This window comes from Desulfovibrio oxyclinae DSM 11498, from assembly GCF_000375485.1.
GTDB lineage: Bacteria > Desulfobacterota > Desulfovibrionia > Desulfovibrionales > Desulfovibrionaceae > Pseudodesulfovibrio > Pseudodesulfovibrio oxyclinae.
Map to the genome: position 1 here is coordinate 145,169 of NZ_AQXE01000006.1, position 16,502 is coordinate 161,670.

General features: G+C 59.6%; 12 protein-coding genes. 7 read left to right on the forward strand and 5 right to left on the reverse strand.

Features of this window, described 5'->3' with window-relative positions:
* Nucleotides 1-10 precede the first annotated feature (10 nt).
* The 5 genes from cooS to B149_RS0108160 all read left to right on the forward strand — a co-directional run bounded on the left by cooS (nt 11) and on the right by B149_RS0108160 (nt 6,810).
* Complete coding sequence (cooS, locus tag B149_RS0108135) at nt 11-1,888, forward strand: anaerobic carbon-monoxide dehydrogenase catalytic subunit (protein WP_018124692.1); 1,878 nt, start codon at nt 11-13, stop codon at nt 1,886-1,888.
* Nucleotides 1,889-1,943: 55 nt separating this feature from the next.
* The gene (locus B149_RS0108140) at nt 1,944-2,720 is read left to right on the forward strand and encodes an ATP-binding protein (protein WP_018124693.1); all 777 of its coding nucleotides are present in this window, start codon (nt 1,944-1,946) and stop codon (nt 2,718-2,720) included.
* Between the two features lie 300 nt (nt 2,721-3,020).
* A complete protein-coding gene (locus B149_RS16775; protein ID WP_018124694.1) occupies nt 3,021-4,772 on the forward strand; it encodes a methyl-accepting chemotaxis protein in 1,752 nt (583 codons plus the stop codon).
* A gap of 228 nt (nt 4,773-5,000) precedes the next feature.
* The gene (locus tag B149_RS0108155) at nt 5,001-5,513 is read left to right on the forward strand and encodes a phosphate-starvation-inducible PsiE family protein (protein ID WP_018124695.1); all 513 of its coding nucleotides are present in this window, start codon (nt 5,001-5,003) and stop codon (nt 5,511-5,513) included.
* A gap of 58 nt (nt 5,514-5,571) precedes the next feature.
* Nucleotides 5,572-6,810, forward strand: coding sequence for a cation:proton antiporter (locus B149_RS0108160; protein ID WP_018124696.1), 1,239 nt, complete (start codon nt 5,572-5,574; stop codon nt 6,808-6,810).
* On the opposite strand, the gene B149_RS0108165 is transcribed toward B149_RS0108160, so the two are convergent.
* The 5 genes from B149_RS0108165 to B149_RS0108190 all read right to left on the reverse strand — a co-directional run bounded on the left by B149_RS0108165 (nt 6,807) and on the right by B149_RS0108190 (nt 14,017).
* Nucleotides 6,807-7,673 carry a carbon-nitrogen hydrolase family protein gene (locus B149_RS0108165; protein ID WP_018124697.1) on the reverse strand — a complete coding sequence of 289 codons (867 nt, stop codon included), beginning with the start codon at nt 7,671-7,673 and terminating at the stop codon, nt 6,807-6,809. The genes B149_RS0108160 and B149_RS0108165 overlap by 4 nt on opposite strands.
* 207 nt (nt 7,674-7,880) lie before the next feature.
* Nucleotides 7,881-8,810 carry a (2S)-3-sulfopropanediol dehydratase activating enzyme gene (hpsH, locus tag B149_RS0108170; protein ID WP_018124698.1) on the reverse strand — a complete coding sequence of 310 codons (930 nt, stop codon included), beginning with the start codon at nt 8,808-8,810 and terminating at the stop codon, nt 7,881-7,883.
* Between the two features lie 96 nt (nt 8,811-8,906).
* Complete coding sequence (gene hpsG / locus B149_RS0108175; protein WP_018124699.1) at nt 8,907-11,402, reverse strand: (2S)-3-sulfopropanediol dehydratase; 2,496 nt, start codon at nt 11,400-11,402, stop codon at nt 8,907-8,909.
* Between the two features lie 404 nt (nt 11,403-11,806).
* On the reverse strand, nt 11,807-13,255 hold the full coding sequence (locus B149_RS0108185; RefSeq protein WP_018124701.1) for a sigma-54 interaction domain-containing protein: 1,449 nt from the start codon (nt 13,253-13,255) through the stop codon (nt 11,807-11,809).
* A gap of 33 nt (nt 13,256-13,288) precedes the next feature.
* A complete protein-coding gene (locus B149_RS0108190; protein WP_040372471.1) occupies nt 13,289-14,017 on the reverse strand; it encodes a sulfite exporter TauE/SafE family protein in 729 nt (242 codons plus the stop codon).
* Nucleotides 14,018-14,161: 144 nt separating this feature from the next.
* Here B149_RS0108190 and B149_RS0108195 point away from each other — a divergent pair, with 144 nt between their 5' ends.
* On the forward strand, nt 14,162-14,998 hold the full coding sequence (locus tag B149_RS0108195; RefSeq protein ID WP_018124703.1) for an amidohydrolase family protein: 837 nt from the start codon (nt 14,162-14,164) through the stop codon (nt 14,996-14,998).
* 480 nt (nt 14,999-15,478) lie between these two features.
* Nucleotides 15,479-16,498 (forward strand): TRAP transporter substrate-binding protein, encoded by a 1,020-nt coding sequence (locus tag B149_RS0108200; RefSeq protein ID WP_018124704.1) that lies wholly within the window; start codon nt 15,479-15,481, stop codon nt 16,496-16,498.
* Nucleotides 16,499-16,502: the final 4 nt, after the last annotated feature.

A 16,502-nucleotide genomic window follows, 5' to 3' on the forward strand; every position in this document is an offset into this window, starting at 1 on the left:
GGTAAGAGGTATGGCAAAGGAACCTCGTCCGGTAGAAGAACTGTCCATCTGGAAAGATGCGCAGGCCATGATGAAAAAGGCCCGGGCCGAAGGAATCGAAACGGTTCACGAACGGCTCCAGCAGCAGACGCCCCACTGTAAATTCTGCGAACTCGGCGTCAGTTGCCGAATCTGTACCATGGGGCCGTGCAAGATCACTCCCAAGGCACCGCGCGGCGTCTGCGGCGCGGACGCCGACGTCATTGTCGCACGCAATTTCGGACGCTTCATCGCGGGCGGCTCGGCCGGGCATTCCGACCACGGCCGCGACCTCATTGAAGTGCTCGAAGCCATCGTGGAAGGCGACACCAAGGATTATTCCATTTCGGATGAAAACAAACTGCGCGCCATTGCCGCGGAAGTCGGTGTGGAGACCGAAGGCCGCGAAATCATGGACGTTGCCCGCGACGCGGTCGAAGTGTTCTTCGGCGACTTCGGCAGCCGCAAGAAGCAGGTGGCGTTCCTGAGCCGTGTGCCTGAAAAACGCCGCCAGATATGGGACAGGATCGGCATGACCCCGCGCGGCGTAGACCGTGAAATCGCCGAGATGATGCACCGCACGCACATGGGCTGCGACAACGACGCGCCCAACACCATGGTGCACGCGGCCCGCACCTCGCTCTCCGACGGCTGGGCCGGTTCCATGATCGGCACGGAGCTTTCCGACGTGATCTTCGGAACGCCCACGCCTTCCATGTCCGAGGCCAACCTCGGCGTCATCAAGGAAGACAAGGTCAACCTGCTGGTGCATGGCCACAACCCGGTGGTCTCCGAGATGGTTCTTGCCGCCGCACGCGAGCCCGAACTCATCAAGGAAGCCGAGGCGCTCGGCGCCAAGGGCATCAACGTGGCGGGGCTCTGCTGCACCGGCAACGAGCTGCTCATGCGCCAGGGCATTCCCATGGCGGGCAACCACCTCATGACCGAGCTGGCCCTGCTCACCGGCGCTGTGGAAGCCGTGGTGGTGGACTACCAGTGCATCATGCCGAGCCTCGTGCAGATCGCAGGCTGCTACCACACCCGCTTCATCGACACCGCTCAAAAGGCCCGCTTCACCGGCGCCATCCATTACGATATCCACCCGCACAACGCCATGGAACAGGCGCGCGACATCGTGCGGCTGGCCATCAAGGCCTACGCCGAACGCGATGCCTCCCGCGTGGACATCCCGTGCGAGCCCGTGAAGCTCATGACCGGCTTCTCCAACGAGGCCGTCATCGGCGCCCTCGGCGGCAGCCTGACCCCGCTGGTGGACGCCATCAAGGCGGGCGACATTCGCGGCGCCGTCGGCATCGTGGGCTGCAACAACCCCAAGTTCCAGCAGGACTCCATGAACGTGGGGCTCGCCAAGGAACTCATCAAGAAAGATATCCTCGTGCTGGCAACCGGCTGCGTGACCACCGCGGCAGGCAAGGCCGGACTGCTGGTGCCCGAAGCCATCGAGATGGCCGGCCCCGGCCTCAAGAAGGTCTGCGGCTCGCTCGGCATCCCGCCGGTTCTGCATTACGGCTCCTGCGTGGACAACTCCCGCATCCTGCAACTGTGCGCCGCGCTCGCCAACGAGATAGGCGTGGACATCAGCGACCTGCCCGTGGGCGCGTCCTCGCCCGAATGGTATTCGGAAAAGGCCGCCGCCATCGGCCTGTACGCCGTGGCCAGCGGCATCTACACCCACCTCGGCCATCCGCCGAACATCCTCGGCTCCGAGACCGTGACCAATATCGCCACCTCGGGGCTTGAAGATCTGGTGGGTGCCTCGTTCGTCATCGAACCGGACCCGGTCAAAACCGCGGAACTGTTCGACGAACGCATCAAAAGCAAGCGCAAGGCCCTTGGCCTGAGCGAATAGGACTCTACCGGGGGCGGGCCTTTCCGCCCCCGTTTTCACCACCGGAGCACCCCGAATGAAGCTCGCTTTCGCAGGAAAAGGCGGCGTGGGAAAGACCTCGCTCACCGCATGGATGGCCGACATGCTGGCCCGTCAGGGAAAGAATGTCTGGATGATAGACGCCGACACGGCCCTGTCTCTCGGGCAGGCATCCGGTCTTGACGAGGCCGCCCTGCCCGAACCCATCATCGCCCGGCAGGATCTGGTCAGGGAGCGAATCCACGAAGGCGGCTTCCTGAATCTGAACCCCGAGGTCGGCGATCTGCCGGAAACCCTTGCGGTGGACGTACCGCTTTGCGACGAACCGACACCCGGCATCGAACCGGGGCGCAAGCGGCTGCTGGTCATGGGAGCGCTTACGAATGCGGGCGGCGGCTGCGCCTGCGACGCCAATGCTCTGCTCAAGGCGCTTCTTGCAAACCTCGTCATGGACAGCGAAGACTGCGTGCTGGTGGATCTCGAAGCAGGCGTGGAACACCTCGGACGCGGAACGGTCACGCACGTGGACGGTCTCGTGGTCGTGAGCGAGCCGAGCTTTCGCAGCTTCAGGGTGGCTGCCGACGTCAGTCGCATGGCCTCGGACCTCGGCCTGACCAATCAGGTGCTGGCCGTTAACCGATACACCGGCGGCGATCAGCCGGAACTCCCGGAACTGCCCGAAAGGCGTATCAGCATCCCCCCGCTCGACGGCCTTGCAAAACGCCAGATGACCAGCGGCAACGTGCTCGGCATTCCCGAGACCCCGCAGATCGAAAAGACCCTTCGCTCGCTACTGGCCTCACTCGGTTTTTAACCCACTCTTTCCGTTCGCAAAGTGCCGATTCGAGACTCTCGGGTCGGCTTTTTGCATTTTACGCTGCATACCCGGCTATGCACCACGCAAACCGAAGTTTTCACTTCCCCAGCCCTTTCCCTTTGATGATTCGGCCACCTCAAATAAAACATTCAGTCAATACAGACCATTGGAATATATAAGTTGTTCTTGCCTTCATGGAACTTTTCTTGCTTTATCCCGGGCTGTTTCAAACACCAACAGCCGGTTTGAACCGGGTGAGGGACCATGTAAGGGGGAAATCCTATCGTGTTCGATAAAATGAAAACTCTCAAATTCAAACTCGTGGGGGTCATCGGCTTCTGTATCCTGTCCATTATCGGGATACTGATCCTCTCCTCGGCGACGCTCGTGGAAATCGAAGGCCGCTTCAAGAGCATGAAGCGCGAGGCGCTGGACGGGCAGGTTGCTTCGCTGGCCATCACCCGCGACATGAACTACGTCAGCCGCCTGACCCGCAACATCATGCTGGGCAGCGACATCGACAAGGACCTTGGCAAGCTCGACAAGCGAATTGAACGAATCGAAAAGAATTTCAAAATCTTGGAAGATTCCGCAATTAATCAGGAAGAGCGCGGACTCATCGAAAAGGCCCGCACTGCCGCACTGGGCTTCGTGGAGGACGGGCGCCGCTTCGCCCGCGCCCTGCGCGATCTGCCGAAGTCCGAACGCTATACCAAGTATCCTGACTACGGTCGCTCCGCCACCCCCCTTGCCCAGAAGTCCCGCAAGTACTTCGGGACGCTGGTCAAGCAGAAGGACGCCCAGTACGCGCACTGTGTCACATCGTTCGAGGCCGAACTCTCCACCGCACGCTGGACTGTTCTCATTGTGGCGTCCTGCGTGGCCGCAATCATGCTCATCCTGAGCCTGTTGCTGCTCAGGGCCATCCTCAAACCCCTCGGTGAGGCCACTGAATTCACGCGCCGCCTCGCCTCCGGCGACTATGAGGCCGAGGTGAAGGCCGAGAACTTCCACGGCGAAATTCGGGTGATGGTCGAGGCGCTGCAGGAGATGGCAGCCAACCTCAAGGTCAGCATGGCGGAAGCCACGGAACAGGCCGAACGCGCCAGAGAACAAGCTGAAAGCGCCGAACGCGCCCGCGAGCAGGCCGACGGCGAAAGCGCCCGCGTCACGACCCTGATGACCGAAATGACCGAAGTTGCCCGCAAGGCCACGGAAATAGCCGAACAGCTGCACACGGAATCCGGCAACCTCTCCGGGCTGGTCAAGGAGATCAGCTCCGGGGCCAGCCTGCAGCGCGACCGGGTTCAAGAGACCGCCAGCGCCATGGAAGAGATGAACGCCACGGTCTCCGAGGTGGCGAGCAACGCCACCAACGCGGTCGAGGAGGCCGATTCCGCGCGCTCCAAGGCGCAGGAAGGCTCGCAGATAGTGCATCAGGTAGTGGAGGCCACCGCAGAGGTCAGCACGCAGGTGGACTCCATGAAGACCGCCTTCGACGACCTCGGACGCCGGGTGGACGAGATCGGCCAGATCATGAGCGTTATCACCGACATTGCCGACCAGACCAACCTGCTGGCCCTGAACGCAGCCATCGAGGCCGCTCGTGCCGGTGACGCCGGTCGCGGTTTTGCCGTGGTCGCGGACGAAGTCCGCAAGCTGGCCGAGAAAACCATGCAGGCCACCAAGGAGGTCGGCGACTCGGTCACCGGCATCCAGACCGGCGCAAGCTCCAACATGGTGGCCATAGACAAGGTGGCGCAGGCCGTGTCCAAGAGCACCGGCCTGACCAGCGAAGCGGGCGAGTCGCTGAACCAGATCGTGCGGATCGTCACCGACACCGCCGACAGGATTCAGTCCATCGCCACCGCCGCGGAACAACAGTCCGCCGCAAGCGAGGAAATCACCCGCAACACCACCGACGTGAACCGCGTGGCCAGCGAAACATTCGAGAACGTCAACCGCTCCGTCGAGTCCATCGAAAATGTTGCCGAGCTGGCCGAAGAACTCAACGGAATCATGCGCCAGCTTGACGAAGTCCGCCGCTGATACACGGTTTCCAAAAGAACTACCCGGATCCCCCGCAGCCTCGACGCTGCGGGGGATTTTTCATTTCAGGCGGGCATGGAAGTCAAAGCCTTGCGAGTCTCGGTACCGCCTTCCGCAACTAACGCCGATCCATGCATCTTGAAAATTGTGCCGATCATGTTCTATATTCCTGAGAATAGGTAAAGCCTCTCAAGGCATCAACATGCACGCAAAAAACAAGGACCGAGCATGAACGAACCTTCCTGCGACAGGGACCGCCCCGAGACCACGCCGGGGTCCAAACAGGACTGCCACCTGATGGGGTCCGACGATCCCCAAATAGATTTTTTGCATCGGATCATCCGGTATGCCGTCAAGGCTCTTGCCTTCCTGATGGTCTTCGTCATCCTCTGGGGCATCCTGGACGTGCTTTGGGTGCTCTACACCAAGCTCTCCACTCCTCCTCACTTCCTGCTGAACATCAACGACATCCTCGCAACCTTCGGCGCGTTCATGGCCGTGCTCATCGCCATCGAAATATTCGCGAACATCGTCATGTATCTGGAGAGCGACATCATCCACGTTCGGTTGGTATTGGACACCGCCGTCATGGCCGCCGCGCGGAAGGTCATTGTTCTGGATTTCAAGCAACTGGATCCCATGGAGATATTCGCCCTCGGCTCTGTCCTTGCGGCGCTGGGCATCTGCTACCTTTTCGTGGGCCACGGCAGGGGCATAAGCTTCGGGCGCAAGAAGGAATAGTAATGCGGAACTGGTTCCCGCTCGCCTTTGCGACCATGAAGACGACAGGATTATCGACATGCATGAGCTGATGGACAACCTCTCGCTCATGGTGCTGGCCACGGGAGCCATTCTCGTGCTGACCATGTTCATGAGGCAGGCGCTTTCCAAGACGCTGGTCCCGCCCTTGGTTGGCTACCTGCTGCTCGGCTTCGCCCTCAGGCTGATGCAGGAGCACGGCGGGCTGCTGCCCCAGGGACATGGCGCGCTCTTCGCGTTTCTGGGCAAGGTGGGGTTGGTTACGCTGCTGTTCCGGGTGGGGCTGGAATCCAAACTATCCGGCCTGATCGAGCAGTTCAGATCAGCCGGGATCATTTCCATCGTGAACATAGCCGGGTGCGCCACGGGCGGCTTTCTCGTGTCACACCACCTCCTTGGCCTTTCATGGATTCCTTCGCTGGTGGTGGCCGTGGCCTTCACCGCCACGAGCGTCGGAGTCTCCATTCAGGTCTGGGAGCAGTGCGGCGCGCTCAAGACACGTCAGGGCAACCTGCTTCTGGACCTTGCGGAATTCGACGACATCTGTGCCGTTGTGCTCATGGCCCTGCTCTTCACTCTCCTTCCGGCCCTGCACGACGGAGCATCACACGGCCACATCTTGATGAATGCAGGCATCACCGCAGGATGGTTCGCGATAAAATTCAGCGCGTTCGTTGTCTTCTGCGTCTGTTTCAGCAAATATCTCGAACCGAGAGTTTCGAAATTTCTCAGAAGCTTCGAGCCGGATGAAGGATACATGCTCTCCATCACCGGCCTCGGCTTCATCATCGCCTCGCTTGCCGGGCTGCTGGGGTTCTCCCTCGCCATCGGGGCCTTCTTCGCAGGGCTTCTTTTCAGCCGGGACCCGGAAGCGGTCAAGGACGAAGCCCCCTTCCTTCCCATCTACGACTTCTTCAGCCCGTTTTTCTTCATCAACATAGGGCTTGAGATCGACCCCGCGGTGTTGGGCGTTTCCGTTCAGCTCGGGCTCGTGCTGCTCGCGGCCGCCGTGATACTCAAAGTGCTCACGGCAGGCGGCCCGGCGTGGGTGCTGCGGGATTTGCCCACCGGCGCCCTGCTCGGCGCGAGCATGGTTCCCCGCGCCGAGATCACCATGGTCGTCATGGAGCGCGGCATGCGCCTCGGCGAGTGGGCCGTATCCGAAGAACTCTTCAGCGCCATGGTCATCGTCTGCGCCGCCACCTGTCTGCTCAGTCCCGTGGTCATCCATTCCATGCTCAACGGCCGCTTCAGGCCGCAGGACAGCGACATAGGCTAATCCCCTTCGGACTCCCTGAACGGAGACCTGTCAAAGACATCGCTTTCAGGCTCGCGTCCGGCAAGAGGTTGCGCCGGAGCGTAATCGTACATAGCCTTCAGCTGCGCGACCTGATCCCAGCTGCCGTGCTGCCGGCAGTGCCGCAGCCGGTTCAGATCAAGACTGACGATGGTGGAGGTGGGCCGCTCCCCGGCTTCGAACAGACAGTCACCCTCGGGGGAAATCACGAGGGAGCCGCCCGCCAGATGGTAATGGCCGTAGTCGCATGCGCCGTTCATGTAGATGTAGTAGGCCTGATTCTCGATGGCCCGGGCGTACTTGATGTGCTGATAGCTGGGCGGGATGCTGTCCGGGTCCATGGAAAGCTGGATGAGCACTTCGGCTCCCATGAGGGTCAGCGTGCGGCTGATTTCCGGGAAGTCGGCATCGAAGCAGATCTGAAGACCGAAGCGGACTTCCGGCTCGGCGATGTCGAACACGTGGTAGTCGCTGCCCGGGACGGTGCCCTTCTCCAGATCCGTATCCCACGGAACCATTTTCCTGTAGATTCCCGACACGTTGCCGGAAGGATCGAACACGGGCGCGGCGTTGCTGAATCCGCCCCCCGGCTCGGCCAGCTTCAGGCTGCCCGGCACGAGCCAGACGCCAAGCTCCGCGGCAAGCCGTCCCAGACGCCGCATGGCCGGACCATCCGGATCCTCGACGGTCTCAGGCGCAATGCCGAACTCCACACCCACAATGAGGTGCGGCCTTCGCGGATCGTTGCAGAGGGCTTTCGCCTTTTCCTCGAACAAATCCACATTGCGACCGGTTTCCCGGCTGATCTCCATCTGTATCAACCCGACGTGAAGCGTTTCGGACATGCTTGGCTCCTTTACTGAATCAATTGCGTGGAGACCCTGTTTGCCACAGGCGGCGCAAGCGGTCAAAAGACACCCCGACTTCAGTCTCGCTACCCACCACTTCGGCTGTTTGAAGACGGTAAGGGCAGCAGCGGGGAATCCAAAAAGGAAACGCCCGAACCAACAGGTCCGGGCGTTTCCACCACCGCAGGAGAAGTACGTACTCGTTTAGCCGTTGTAGGCTTCCACCTGATTTTTGAGACGGTTGAAGACTTCGGGGTCGAGTTTCAGGTCGGAGGGAAGGGGGTATTCACGACCTGTGCTTTCGTACTTGGGCTGACCCATGCGATGGTACTCAAGGAGTTCGTACTCGACTTTCCTGCCGGGGAGGTCGGAAAGAAAGTCGATGACGGCTTTGATGTCCGCTTCGGTGTCGTTGAAGCCGGGGATGACCGGTGTGCGGACCCTGATGGGAAGATTGGGATAGTCGGCCCGGATGCGCTGGAGATTCTCCAGAATCCGCTCGTTGGAAAGGCCGGTGTATTCCTTATGCTTTTCGGGATTCATGGATTTCACGTCGTACATGAGCGTGTTGACGTAGGCGAGCGCCTCCTTGAAATCATCATATTTCGCGGCACCGCAGGTTTCCACGGCGGTATCCACGTAGCGTCGACGCGCCTCGCGCAGCAGGGCCGTGGCGTACTCGGGCTGCATGAACGGTTCCCCGCCGGAAAGCGACAAGCCGCCGCCGGAGCGGGCGTAGAACATTTCGTCTTCCTCGACCCGCCTGAGCGCGGCATCGACCGTGGTTTTCTCACCATAGATGATGAGCGCCTGCGAAGGACAGGCCTCGGCACACTGCAGGCAGTCGTTGCAGATGTCCCTGTCGATGTCGATCTTGCCGTCCTCGCCTTCCGTGATGGCTCCGGCGGTGCATACTTCGCTGCAGCGCACGCACTTGTCCAGCCCGAGGCACTTGTTCCGGTTGTACGCCAGCTCCGGGTTCGGAAGCTGGGATTCCGGGTTGCTGCACCACTTGCAGCGCAGCGGGCAGCCCTTGAGAAAGACGAGGGTACGGATGCCGGGTCCGTCGTGAACGGAATATTTCTGGATGGAGAAGACGTTGCCGGCGACTTTCTGGTCGAGAAGGGAACTCATGATGAACCTCTGGTCATTGCAGGCTTGGGAGTATTCATGGCCGGGGCGGCCCGAAGGCCGCCCCATGCCGGTATTGCCGTGCTTTGTGCGCTATTTCTAGATGGTCTCGTGCGCGGTCCTGCGGATCAGGTCGTCCTGCAGATCCTTGGACAGGTCGCAGAAGTACGCGGAGTATCCGGCGATGCGCACGATCAGGTTGCGGTACTTTTCCGGTTCCTTCTGGGCGGCCTTCAACGTCTCGGCGTTGATGACGTTGAACTGAATGTGCCACAGGCGCAGGTCGCAGAAGGTGCGGATGAAGTCCACGAGCTTCTTGGTGCCTTCCTGTCCTTCCACGCACTTGGGGGTGAACTTGATGTTCACGAGGCGCGCTGCGCGCTCGCGGTAGTTGAAGTTCTTGGTGGTGTAGTTGGACAGCATCACCGCGGTGGGGCCGTTGCGGTCGGCGCCGTGGGATGCGGAGGAACCGTCGGAGAGCGGGGTCCATGCCTGACGACCGTTCGGAGTGGCGGAAACGACCTTGCCGAACGGGACGTGCGAGGTGAAGGGCACGTAGCGCACGTCGAGGTGAACGCCGAGTTCCTGCTGGTACTTGTTGGCAAAGTCCACGCAGATGCGGTCCAGTTCCTTGGCTATGGAGTCCGGATACGGATCGTTGTTGCCGTAGCAGGGAACGTTCTGGAGCATGGCACGGATGTCTTCGCGGCCCTCGAAGTTGCTGCGGCAGGCGTCGAGCACTTCTTCCATGGTCAGCTTCTTCTCTTCGAAGACCAGCTTCTTGATGGCGGACAGGGAGTCCACCACGGTACCCACGCCCATGAACTCGAAGTAGCCGAGGTCGATGCCGCCGGGCACGTCGGGCTGGTGCAGGTCAACCGCGTGTTCCATGCAGAGGTCGTGCATGGCGGAACCGAACGGCGTGGCGAAGTGGTTCTTGCGGTTGTTGATGACGTGGTACTGCTGGGTGAAGGCCGTCTTCAGGAAGTGAATCTGCTGTGCCTTGTAGGCGTCGAAGAACTCGTCCCAGGTTTCGAAGCTGAGCGGGTCGCCGGATTCGAAGGAGAGCAGTTCGTCGCCGTGCTTGAGCATCCGGCCGTTGTACATGGCCATTTCGAGTGCTGCGGCAAAGTTGATGTAGGNGTTGCCGGAGGTGTAGGTGTCGCGGTTCGGCATGCGGATTTCCGCGCAGCCGGAGACGGCGTAATCGTAGATTTCCTCGAACTTTGCGCCCTTGGAAAGGTGCAGGGGGATCACTTCCTCATCGTTGATGAGTTTCGGGAAGCCGGAGCCTTCCTTGATGGTCTCGGCCACTTCGGCGAGAAAGCGCTCGGGGGAGCGGGCGTGAATGCGCGCGGCGAGGTCCGGGTAGTGATGCGGGAACTCGCGCTTGGAGCGCAGGAAGAGGTAGGTCAGCTCGTTGGTGGCGTCGAGGCCTTCCTTGTTCTGGCCGCCGACGGTCACGGCTTCCCAGTGAGCGTATCCTTCGTTGAAGGCGCCGCCCTGCGGGGAGATGTAGAGGTCGATGAACTGGGCCATGCCAACGTACATGCACTCGATGAGCTCAATGGCCTGATCGTCGGTGAGGATGCCGGCTTCAACGTCCTGGCGGTAGTACGGGTAGAAGTACTGGTCCATGCGGCCGTTGGAGATGATGGTGCCGGTCTTCTGCTCGATGCGGGAGAACATCTGGGTGAACCACTGGGACTGCACGGCCTCGTGGAAGTTGCGGGCCGGATGCTCGGGCACGCGGCGGCAGTTGGCGGCGATGGTTTCCAGCTCCGCCTTGCGGGTGGCGTCGGATTCCTCGGCGGCCATCTTCTCGGCCAGGTCGGCGTGGCGATTGGCCCAGTGGATAACGGCGTTGCAGACACGGACGATTGCTTCGTAGAAAGGCTTCTTCTCGGCGTTGTCCCGCGGGGAGAACGGATCGAGGGCGTCCAGCTTTTCCTGTGCTTCCTGACGGATTCCGCCGAAGCCGCGCTTGAGAATCTTCTCGTAGTCGTGGACCCACTGCAGGGAGGAGCGGAAGGAAGAGGTCTCGTTGACGATGAAGCGGGAGTTCAGTCCCTCGGGGTCATCGTAGGTGAGCTTGTGGATTTCCTCGGGGAGAGCCACGTTCAGGGCTTCATGGTAGGTCTTGCCCTTCCAGAAGGGAGCGATCTCCTCAACCACGATCCGGGCGTCTTCCTCGGTGATGGAGAACGGAGAGCCTTCACGCTTGGGCAGCTCTTCCACGGCCATGTCGAGGAAGTCGCCGTCCAGTTCGGGGTACAGGATGCCGTAACGACCCTGATAGCCTGCACGTCCGGCCAGCAGCTGGTCGTCATCAATGTAGACAGTCATGTTCGCGGCGACATGTTCCATGGCCTTGGCCCAGCGCAGGACCAGCGGCTCGCCTTCGGTCTGCTGCATGGACTGGGTGAAGTACAGGGCGCGCTCCACATCGATCTGCGGCTTCTGGTTCTCGATGGTGTCGAGGATCTTGAAGACACGGGCGTGATTCTTGCGGAACACGTCCTCCTTGCCTTCGATACGGTCCTGAAGGCGCTGTTCATGAGGTGTCACGGCATCGCAGCAATGGACATTAAACATGGATTCATACTCCTTGGCTGGGTTCTATATCGTCGCTTTCGATCTGGGAAAGCTCTCCATCTTCGGTGCGCGTCGTCGCGCTTGCACTCTCTTTGGCAATCCTTGTGCCAGATGGGACAAACAGGACCACCCTACTGATAACCACCTGGAAAAAAAGAGCATCTTTCACACCCACCCCCTCTAAGGGAAAACAACGATCCATAAGGCCGACCCCGAAACGATGCAGAAATGCACCGCACAAACGCCCTGTGAAAAATCTTCATGCATTTTAATGATATATGAAAACGATGCAAATATGCATCGCGATGCAGGTTTGCAGCGTTCCGATATGCAGCAACAAAAAGGGCCGTACCGGATTCCGGCACGGCCCTGAGGGACATCGGCAGCTACGACAGACGAATCGCCTACTCTCCCAAATCTTCCTTGGTGATTCCGATTTTTTTGAGCTTCCTGAAAATGGTCGTCCTGTTGACCTGAAGGACCTCGGCAGCCTTGGTGATGGAACCGTACCGCTCTATGGCGTGCTGGAGATATTTGGCCTCGATCTCCGCCATGATGGTCTTGAGGTCCTTGCCCTCTTCCTGCTCCACGCCGAAGTCGAGCTGGGCCGGTTCGCACCGGACCGGGCTGAAATTGAGCATCCGATTCGGCAGGTGCTTCAGTTCCACGCGCTCGTCCTTGTTGGTGACGGCGAGGCTGTGCATCAGGTTCTCCATTTCGCGGATGTTGCCGTCCCAGCGGTAGGAGAGCATGACCTCTTCGGCCTTTGCGGAAATCTGAAGGTTCCGCTTGTATTTGGTATTGAAGCGCTTGCGGAAGAAATGCAGCATGGCCGGGATGTCCTCGCCCCGGTCCCTGAGGGGTGGGATCTGGATGACCGCCACCTGAAGCCGGTAGAAAAGGTCGCTTCTGAAGCGGCCTTCGCGGACTTCTTCCTCCAGATCGCGGTTGGTGGCGGCGATGATGCGTACGTCGATCTTCTTGGCCTTGGTGGCCCCCACGCGCTGAATCTCGCTGTTTTGCAGGGCGCGCAGCAGCTTGCTCTGCATACTCAGCGGCAGCTCGCCTATCTCGTCAAGAAACAGGGTCCCTTTGTCCGCCATCTCGAACATGCCGATCTTGCCTCTGGAATCCGCACCGGAGAAGGCGCCGGGCGCATAGCCGAACAGCTCGGACTCGATGAGGTTTTCCGGAATACAGGTGCAGTCCACCTTGAAGAACGGCTGGCCTTTGCGGGGGCTTTTTTCGTGAACCTCGCGCGCCATGATGTCCTTGCCCACGCCGGTTTCACCGAGGAAAAGGATGGTGGCGTCGGTCTTGGCCACCTGCTCTATCTGGCTGAACAGGTTGATCATGACCTGACTGGAAGGTTCGAGGTACAGCGACTCGCTTTTCTGGTGAATCTCCTGTTTGTACTGTTCGATGAGCTGCTTCTGGGAGGCCACCTGATCCTTGAGCTGGGAAATAAGGGCGATATCGCGGACGAAGGTGACTACAAGCTCCACGTCCTCGTCGTAGTCGAAGATGGGGTGGGCCATGAGCACGACCTTGCGGCCCTTCTCCGTCATCTGCACCGCCGTGGCAGAGCTCTTGGTCTTGACGACCTTGGAGTTCAGCGCAAGGTCGAAGACACCTTTATCCACGAGATCGTTAACATTCTTCCCGATGAGATCCTCGCCCTTGAGGCCGGTGAGGTTCTCGTACATGACGTTCACGGAGAGGGTCTCCCCTTCCTTGTTCGTGATGTAGAGCCCGTCACTCATGGTGTCGAACACGTGGCAGAGATAACTGGATATGAGATATTTCTGCCTGGGAAGAATCCGACGCGGCTTGCGCGGCGCTTCCTGGCTCATGCTATTTCCTTTCATGCCCGTAAATACCTTTGATTAAATGCTGGAATACGTGACCGCCACGCCCGCGGCCAGAATGAGCAGCAGCACCAGCCTCCGGTAGACGTTCTGTGTCACGAACCGGGAAGCCAGTATGCCCACGCCGCCGCCGAGGAGTACCGCGGGACACCCCGCGGCGTAGTAGGTCAACGTCCGGGCGGTCTGCACGCCCGCCAGCGTCTGGCCCGTCACTATAGTGATGCCGGTCACGATAAAGCAAGCGCCCAGTATGCCCTTGGCCGCCTGCTGGCTCCATCCGCCCATGGAAGTGAACACCGCAAGCGGCGGCCCGTTGAATCCGAACAGCACCCCCAGCAGCGTGGAACAGAATCCGGCGGCAAGCCCCCAGACCCTGCCGACGCCACTGCCCTGAAAACTTCCGGGACGCAACAGCGAAACCAGCCCGTAAGCTATCAGCAAAAGCCCCATGGCGAGCTTGAGTTCCTCGTTTGAGACATCCCGCATGATGAGCAGTCCGACGGCGACGCCCGCTATCCCGCCCGGAATGAGAAAGCGCATGGCAAGCCAGTCCACGTGCCGCCGATAGGCCCACCCGAGCTGGAGATTGAGCGTCAGCACGATCAGCGTGGAGCTGGGAACGGCCACCTCAAGCGGTATTGCGAACGCCACCAACGGCATGGCGACCATGGCGGCCCCGAAGCCCGCAAGGTTGTTGACCACACCGGCCACAAACCATGCCCCGCAGAAAAGTGCTATTTCCAACATGCCTTGCTCAAGCAATTTGCCTGCCATCCTTCTGATCCATTGAAATGCCTCCAACAGGGGGACAGAGCGCTCACCCCCCGCTGGTACGGAGCTTGCTCACCGGCCTGAGTCAGTCGGACAATCACACACAAAGGAGCAAACATAATGAACGTCATCGATTTCAGGTTCCGTCCCAACACCCCCGAGGTCATCAACGGCATCGCCAACAGCGTCATGTTCAAGGACCTGTGCGAAGCGATTGATTTCCATAAACAAAAACCGGAGCCGTTCGGGCAGATCATCGAAGGCCTGGAGCAGAACAACGTGGTGAAGGCGGTGATTACCGGCCGCGACTGCGAGACCACCTACGCCTCCATGGCAAACGGCAACGGCGCGGTCCTCGACTTCTGTACCAAGGCCCCCGAAAAGTTTGTCGGCTTCTGGGGCGTTGACCCGCACAAGGGCATGGATGCCGTGCGCGACCTCGAAAAGGCCGTCACGGAAAACGAAACCATCAACGGCGCGGCCATCGACCCGTATCTCGCCAAGATCTATCCCAACGACGCCAAGTACTATCCGATCTACTCCAAATGCTGCGAGCTGGGCATTCCCATGATCTTCACCACCGGCACCGCCAGCTTCGTGCCCGGTGCGGTCATCGACCACGTCGCCCCCCGCTACATCGATTTCGTCGCCCGCGACTTCCCGGAACTCAAGATAGTGATCAGCCACGGCGGCTACCCGTGGGTCAACGAAGCCATCATCGTGGCCCAGCGCAACAAGAACGTGTTCATGGAAATATCCGAATACGAACTCTGGCCCATGGCCGATGCCTACGTGGAGGCAGCCAACACCATCATCGGCGACAAACTTCTCTTTGCCAGCGCTCATCCGTTCATCGACTACAGGGAACAGCTCGACAAGTACGCAAAACTGGCCTTTGAAGAATCCGTTTACGCAAAGGTGATGTACGAAAACGCAGCCGGAATACTTGGTGTTTAATACATAAACAAGAACATCTTAAAGACTGCTTCAAACCTTGGTCGGCACTCCCGGCCAAGGTTTTTTTACGCCCTGCGCCCCGAAAACGCATACGCGCTTCTATTCGATACGATGCAAACATGCAACACGATGCATTTGTGCATCCAATCGGAACAGGGCCGTCATATCAGCCTGTTATGTGAATAATGGCGCATCCCGGCAGGCGACAATGCAGATTTGCAACACCGCACGGCAACTGATAAAGGCAACTCACCCCGGCGCCCCTCCGGGCTCGACCTTGCCCGGCGCCACCGCAAGCATTTAATATTAAATACTTTTTCAGCAGACGAGCACCGTTTCGACTCCTGCGAGCATTATGCGCCTGAAAAAAAATCCGCTTGTTCAATCTCGCACAAGAGGTGGCATACCATTTGCTTTTTCAGGGGCAGACAATGGATTTTTTCACTATTCTTAGAAACTTAGACAACTAGAGGGGGAACGGTGCTTAACTTCAAGACCATTAGGTTGGGTATCCTGCTATCCTGCATGCTGTTGCTGGTTGGCGGATGCAAGCTCGGCAGAAGCGATGACGACGGGATCATCAAGCTGCGGCTGGCGCATCCGATGGCCCCGGGCAACAACGTGACGCTGGGTTACGAAAAGTTCGAGGAACTCGTCGAAAAGAAATCCGACGGCAAGGTTCAGGTGGAAGTCTACGGCAGCTGCATGCTCGGCAGCGACCGCGTCGCCATGGAATCCGTTCAGCGCGGTTCGCTGGAAATGGCATCCAGCTCTTCGCCGAACATGGCAAACTTTTCGCCGTACTTCATGATCTTCGACCTGCCGTACATTACCGACATCAAGTATCAGGACAAGATCTACGAATCGCTCGACGAAGGCAAACTCGGCGACTTCTTCGATCGTCTCGCCAACGAGATCAACCTCAAGCCGATCATGTTCAGCGAGTACGGCTACCGCAACTTCGTCACCACGGGTCAGCCCATCTCCACGGCCGACACCCTGAAGAAACTCAAGGTCCGCGTCACCGCCTCCCCGGTTGAGATCGAAGTCGCCAAGGCGCTGGACATGAGCCCCACCCCCATCGCCTGGGGCGAGACCTACACCGCCATGCAGCAGGGCACCGTGGACGGCGAAGGCAACACCTTCTCCCTGCTGTGCGACGCCAAGCACGACGAAGTCATCCGCTACGCCGTGGACTCGCGCCACAACTATTCCATGCACATCCTCATGATGAACAAGGACTTCTGGGATGAACTGCCCGCCGACGTGCAGGCCATCATCACGGAGTCCGCCAGGGAAGCTCTCGACTACCAGCGTTCCATCACGTCCAAGCTGGAAAAGAAAGCCGAGCAGAAGTTCATCGAACAGGGCATCAAGGTGCACAAGCTCACGCCTGAGGAACTGGCCGAATACAAGGCCAAGACCCGTCCGGTCTGGGACCTGTTCGCCGACAAGATTCCCTCGGAATTGTTCACCATGGTCAAGGAAGTGCAGCAGTAGTCTG

What these genes read in the sequence shown, in the direction of transcription:
- cooS (WP_018124692.1), top strand. Translation starts at nt 11, where the DNA reads ATGGCAAAGGAACCTCGTCCGGTAGAAGAACTGTCCATCTGGAAAGAT.
- B149_RS0108140 (WP_018124693.1), top strand. Translation starts at nt 1,944, where the DNA reads ATGAAGCTCGCTTTCGCAGGAAAAGGCGGCGTGGGAAAGACCTCGCTC.
- B149_RS16775 (WP_018124694.1), top strand. Translation starts at nt 3,021, where the DNA reads ATGAAAACTCTCAAATTCAAACTCGTGGGGGTCATCGGCTTCTGTATC.
- B149_RS0108155 (WP_018124695.1), top strand. Translation starts at nt 5,001, where the DNA reads ATGAACGAACCTTCCTGCGACAGGGACCGCCCCGAGACCACGCCGGGG.
- B149_RS0108160 (WP_018124696.1), top strand. Translation starts at nt 5,572, where the DNA reads ATGCATGAGCTGATGGACAACCTCTCGCTCATGGTGCTGGCCACGGGA.
- B149_RS0108165 (WP_018124697.1), bottom strand. Translation starts at nt 7,673, where the DNA reads ATGTCCGAAACGCTTCACGTCGGGTTGATACAGATGGAGATCAGCCGG.
- hpsH (WP_018124698.1), bottom strand. Translation starts at nt 8,810, where the DNA reads ATGAGTTCCCTTCTCGACCAGAAAGTCGCCGGCAACGTCTTCTCCATC.
- B149_RS0108185 (WP_018124701.1), bottom strand. Translation starts at nt 13,255, where the DNA reads ATGAGCCAGGAAGCGCCGCGCAAGCCGCGTCGGATTCTTCCCAGGCAG.
- B149_RS0108190 (WP_040372471.1), bottom strand. Translation starts at nt 14,017, where the DNA reads ATGTTGGAAATAGCACTTTTCTGCGGGGCATGGTTTGTGGCCGGTGTG.
- B149_RS0108195 (WP_018124703.1), top strand. Translation starts at nt 14,162, where the DNA reads ATGAACGTCATCGATTTCAGGTTCCGTCCCAACACCCCCGAGGTCATC.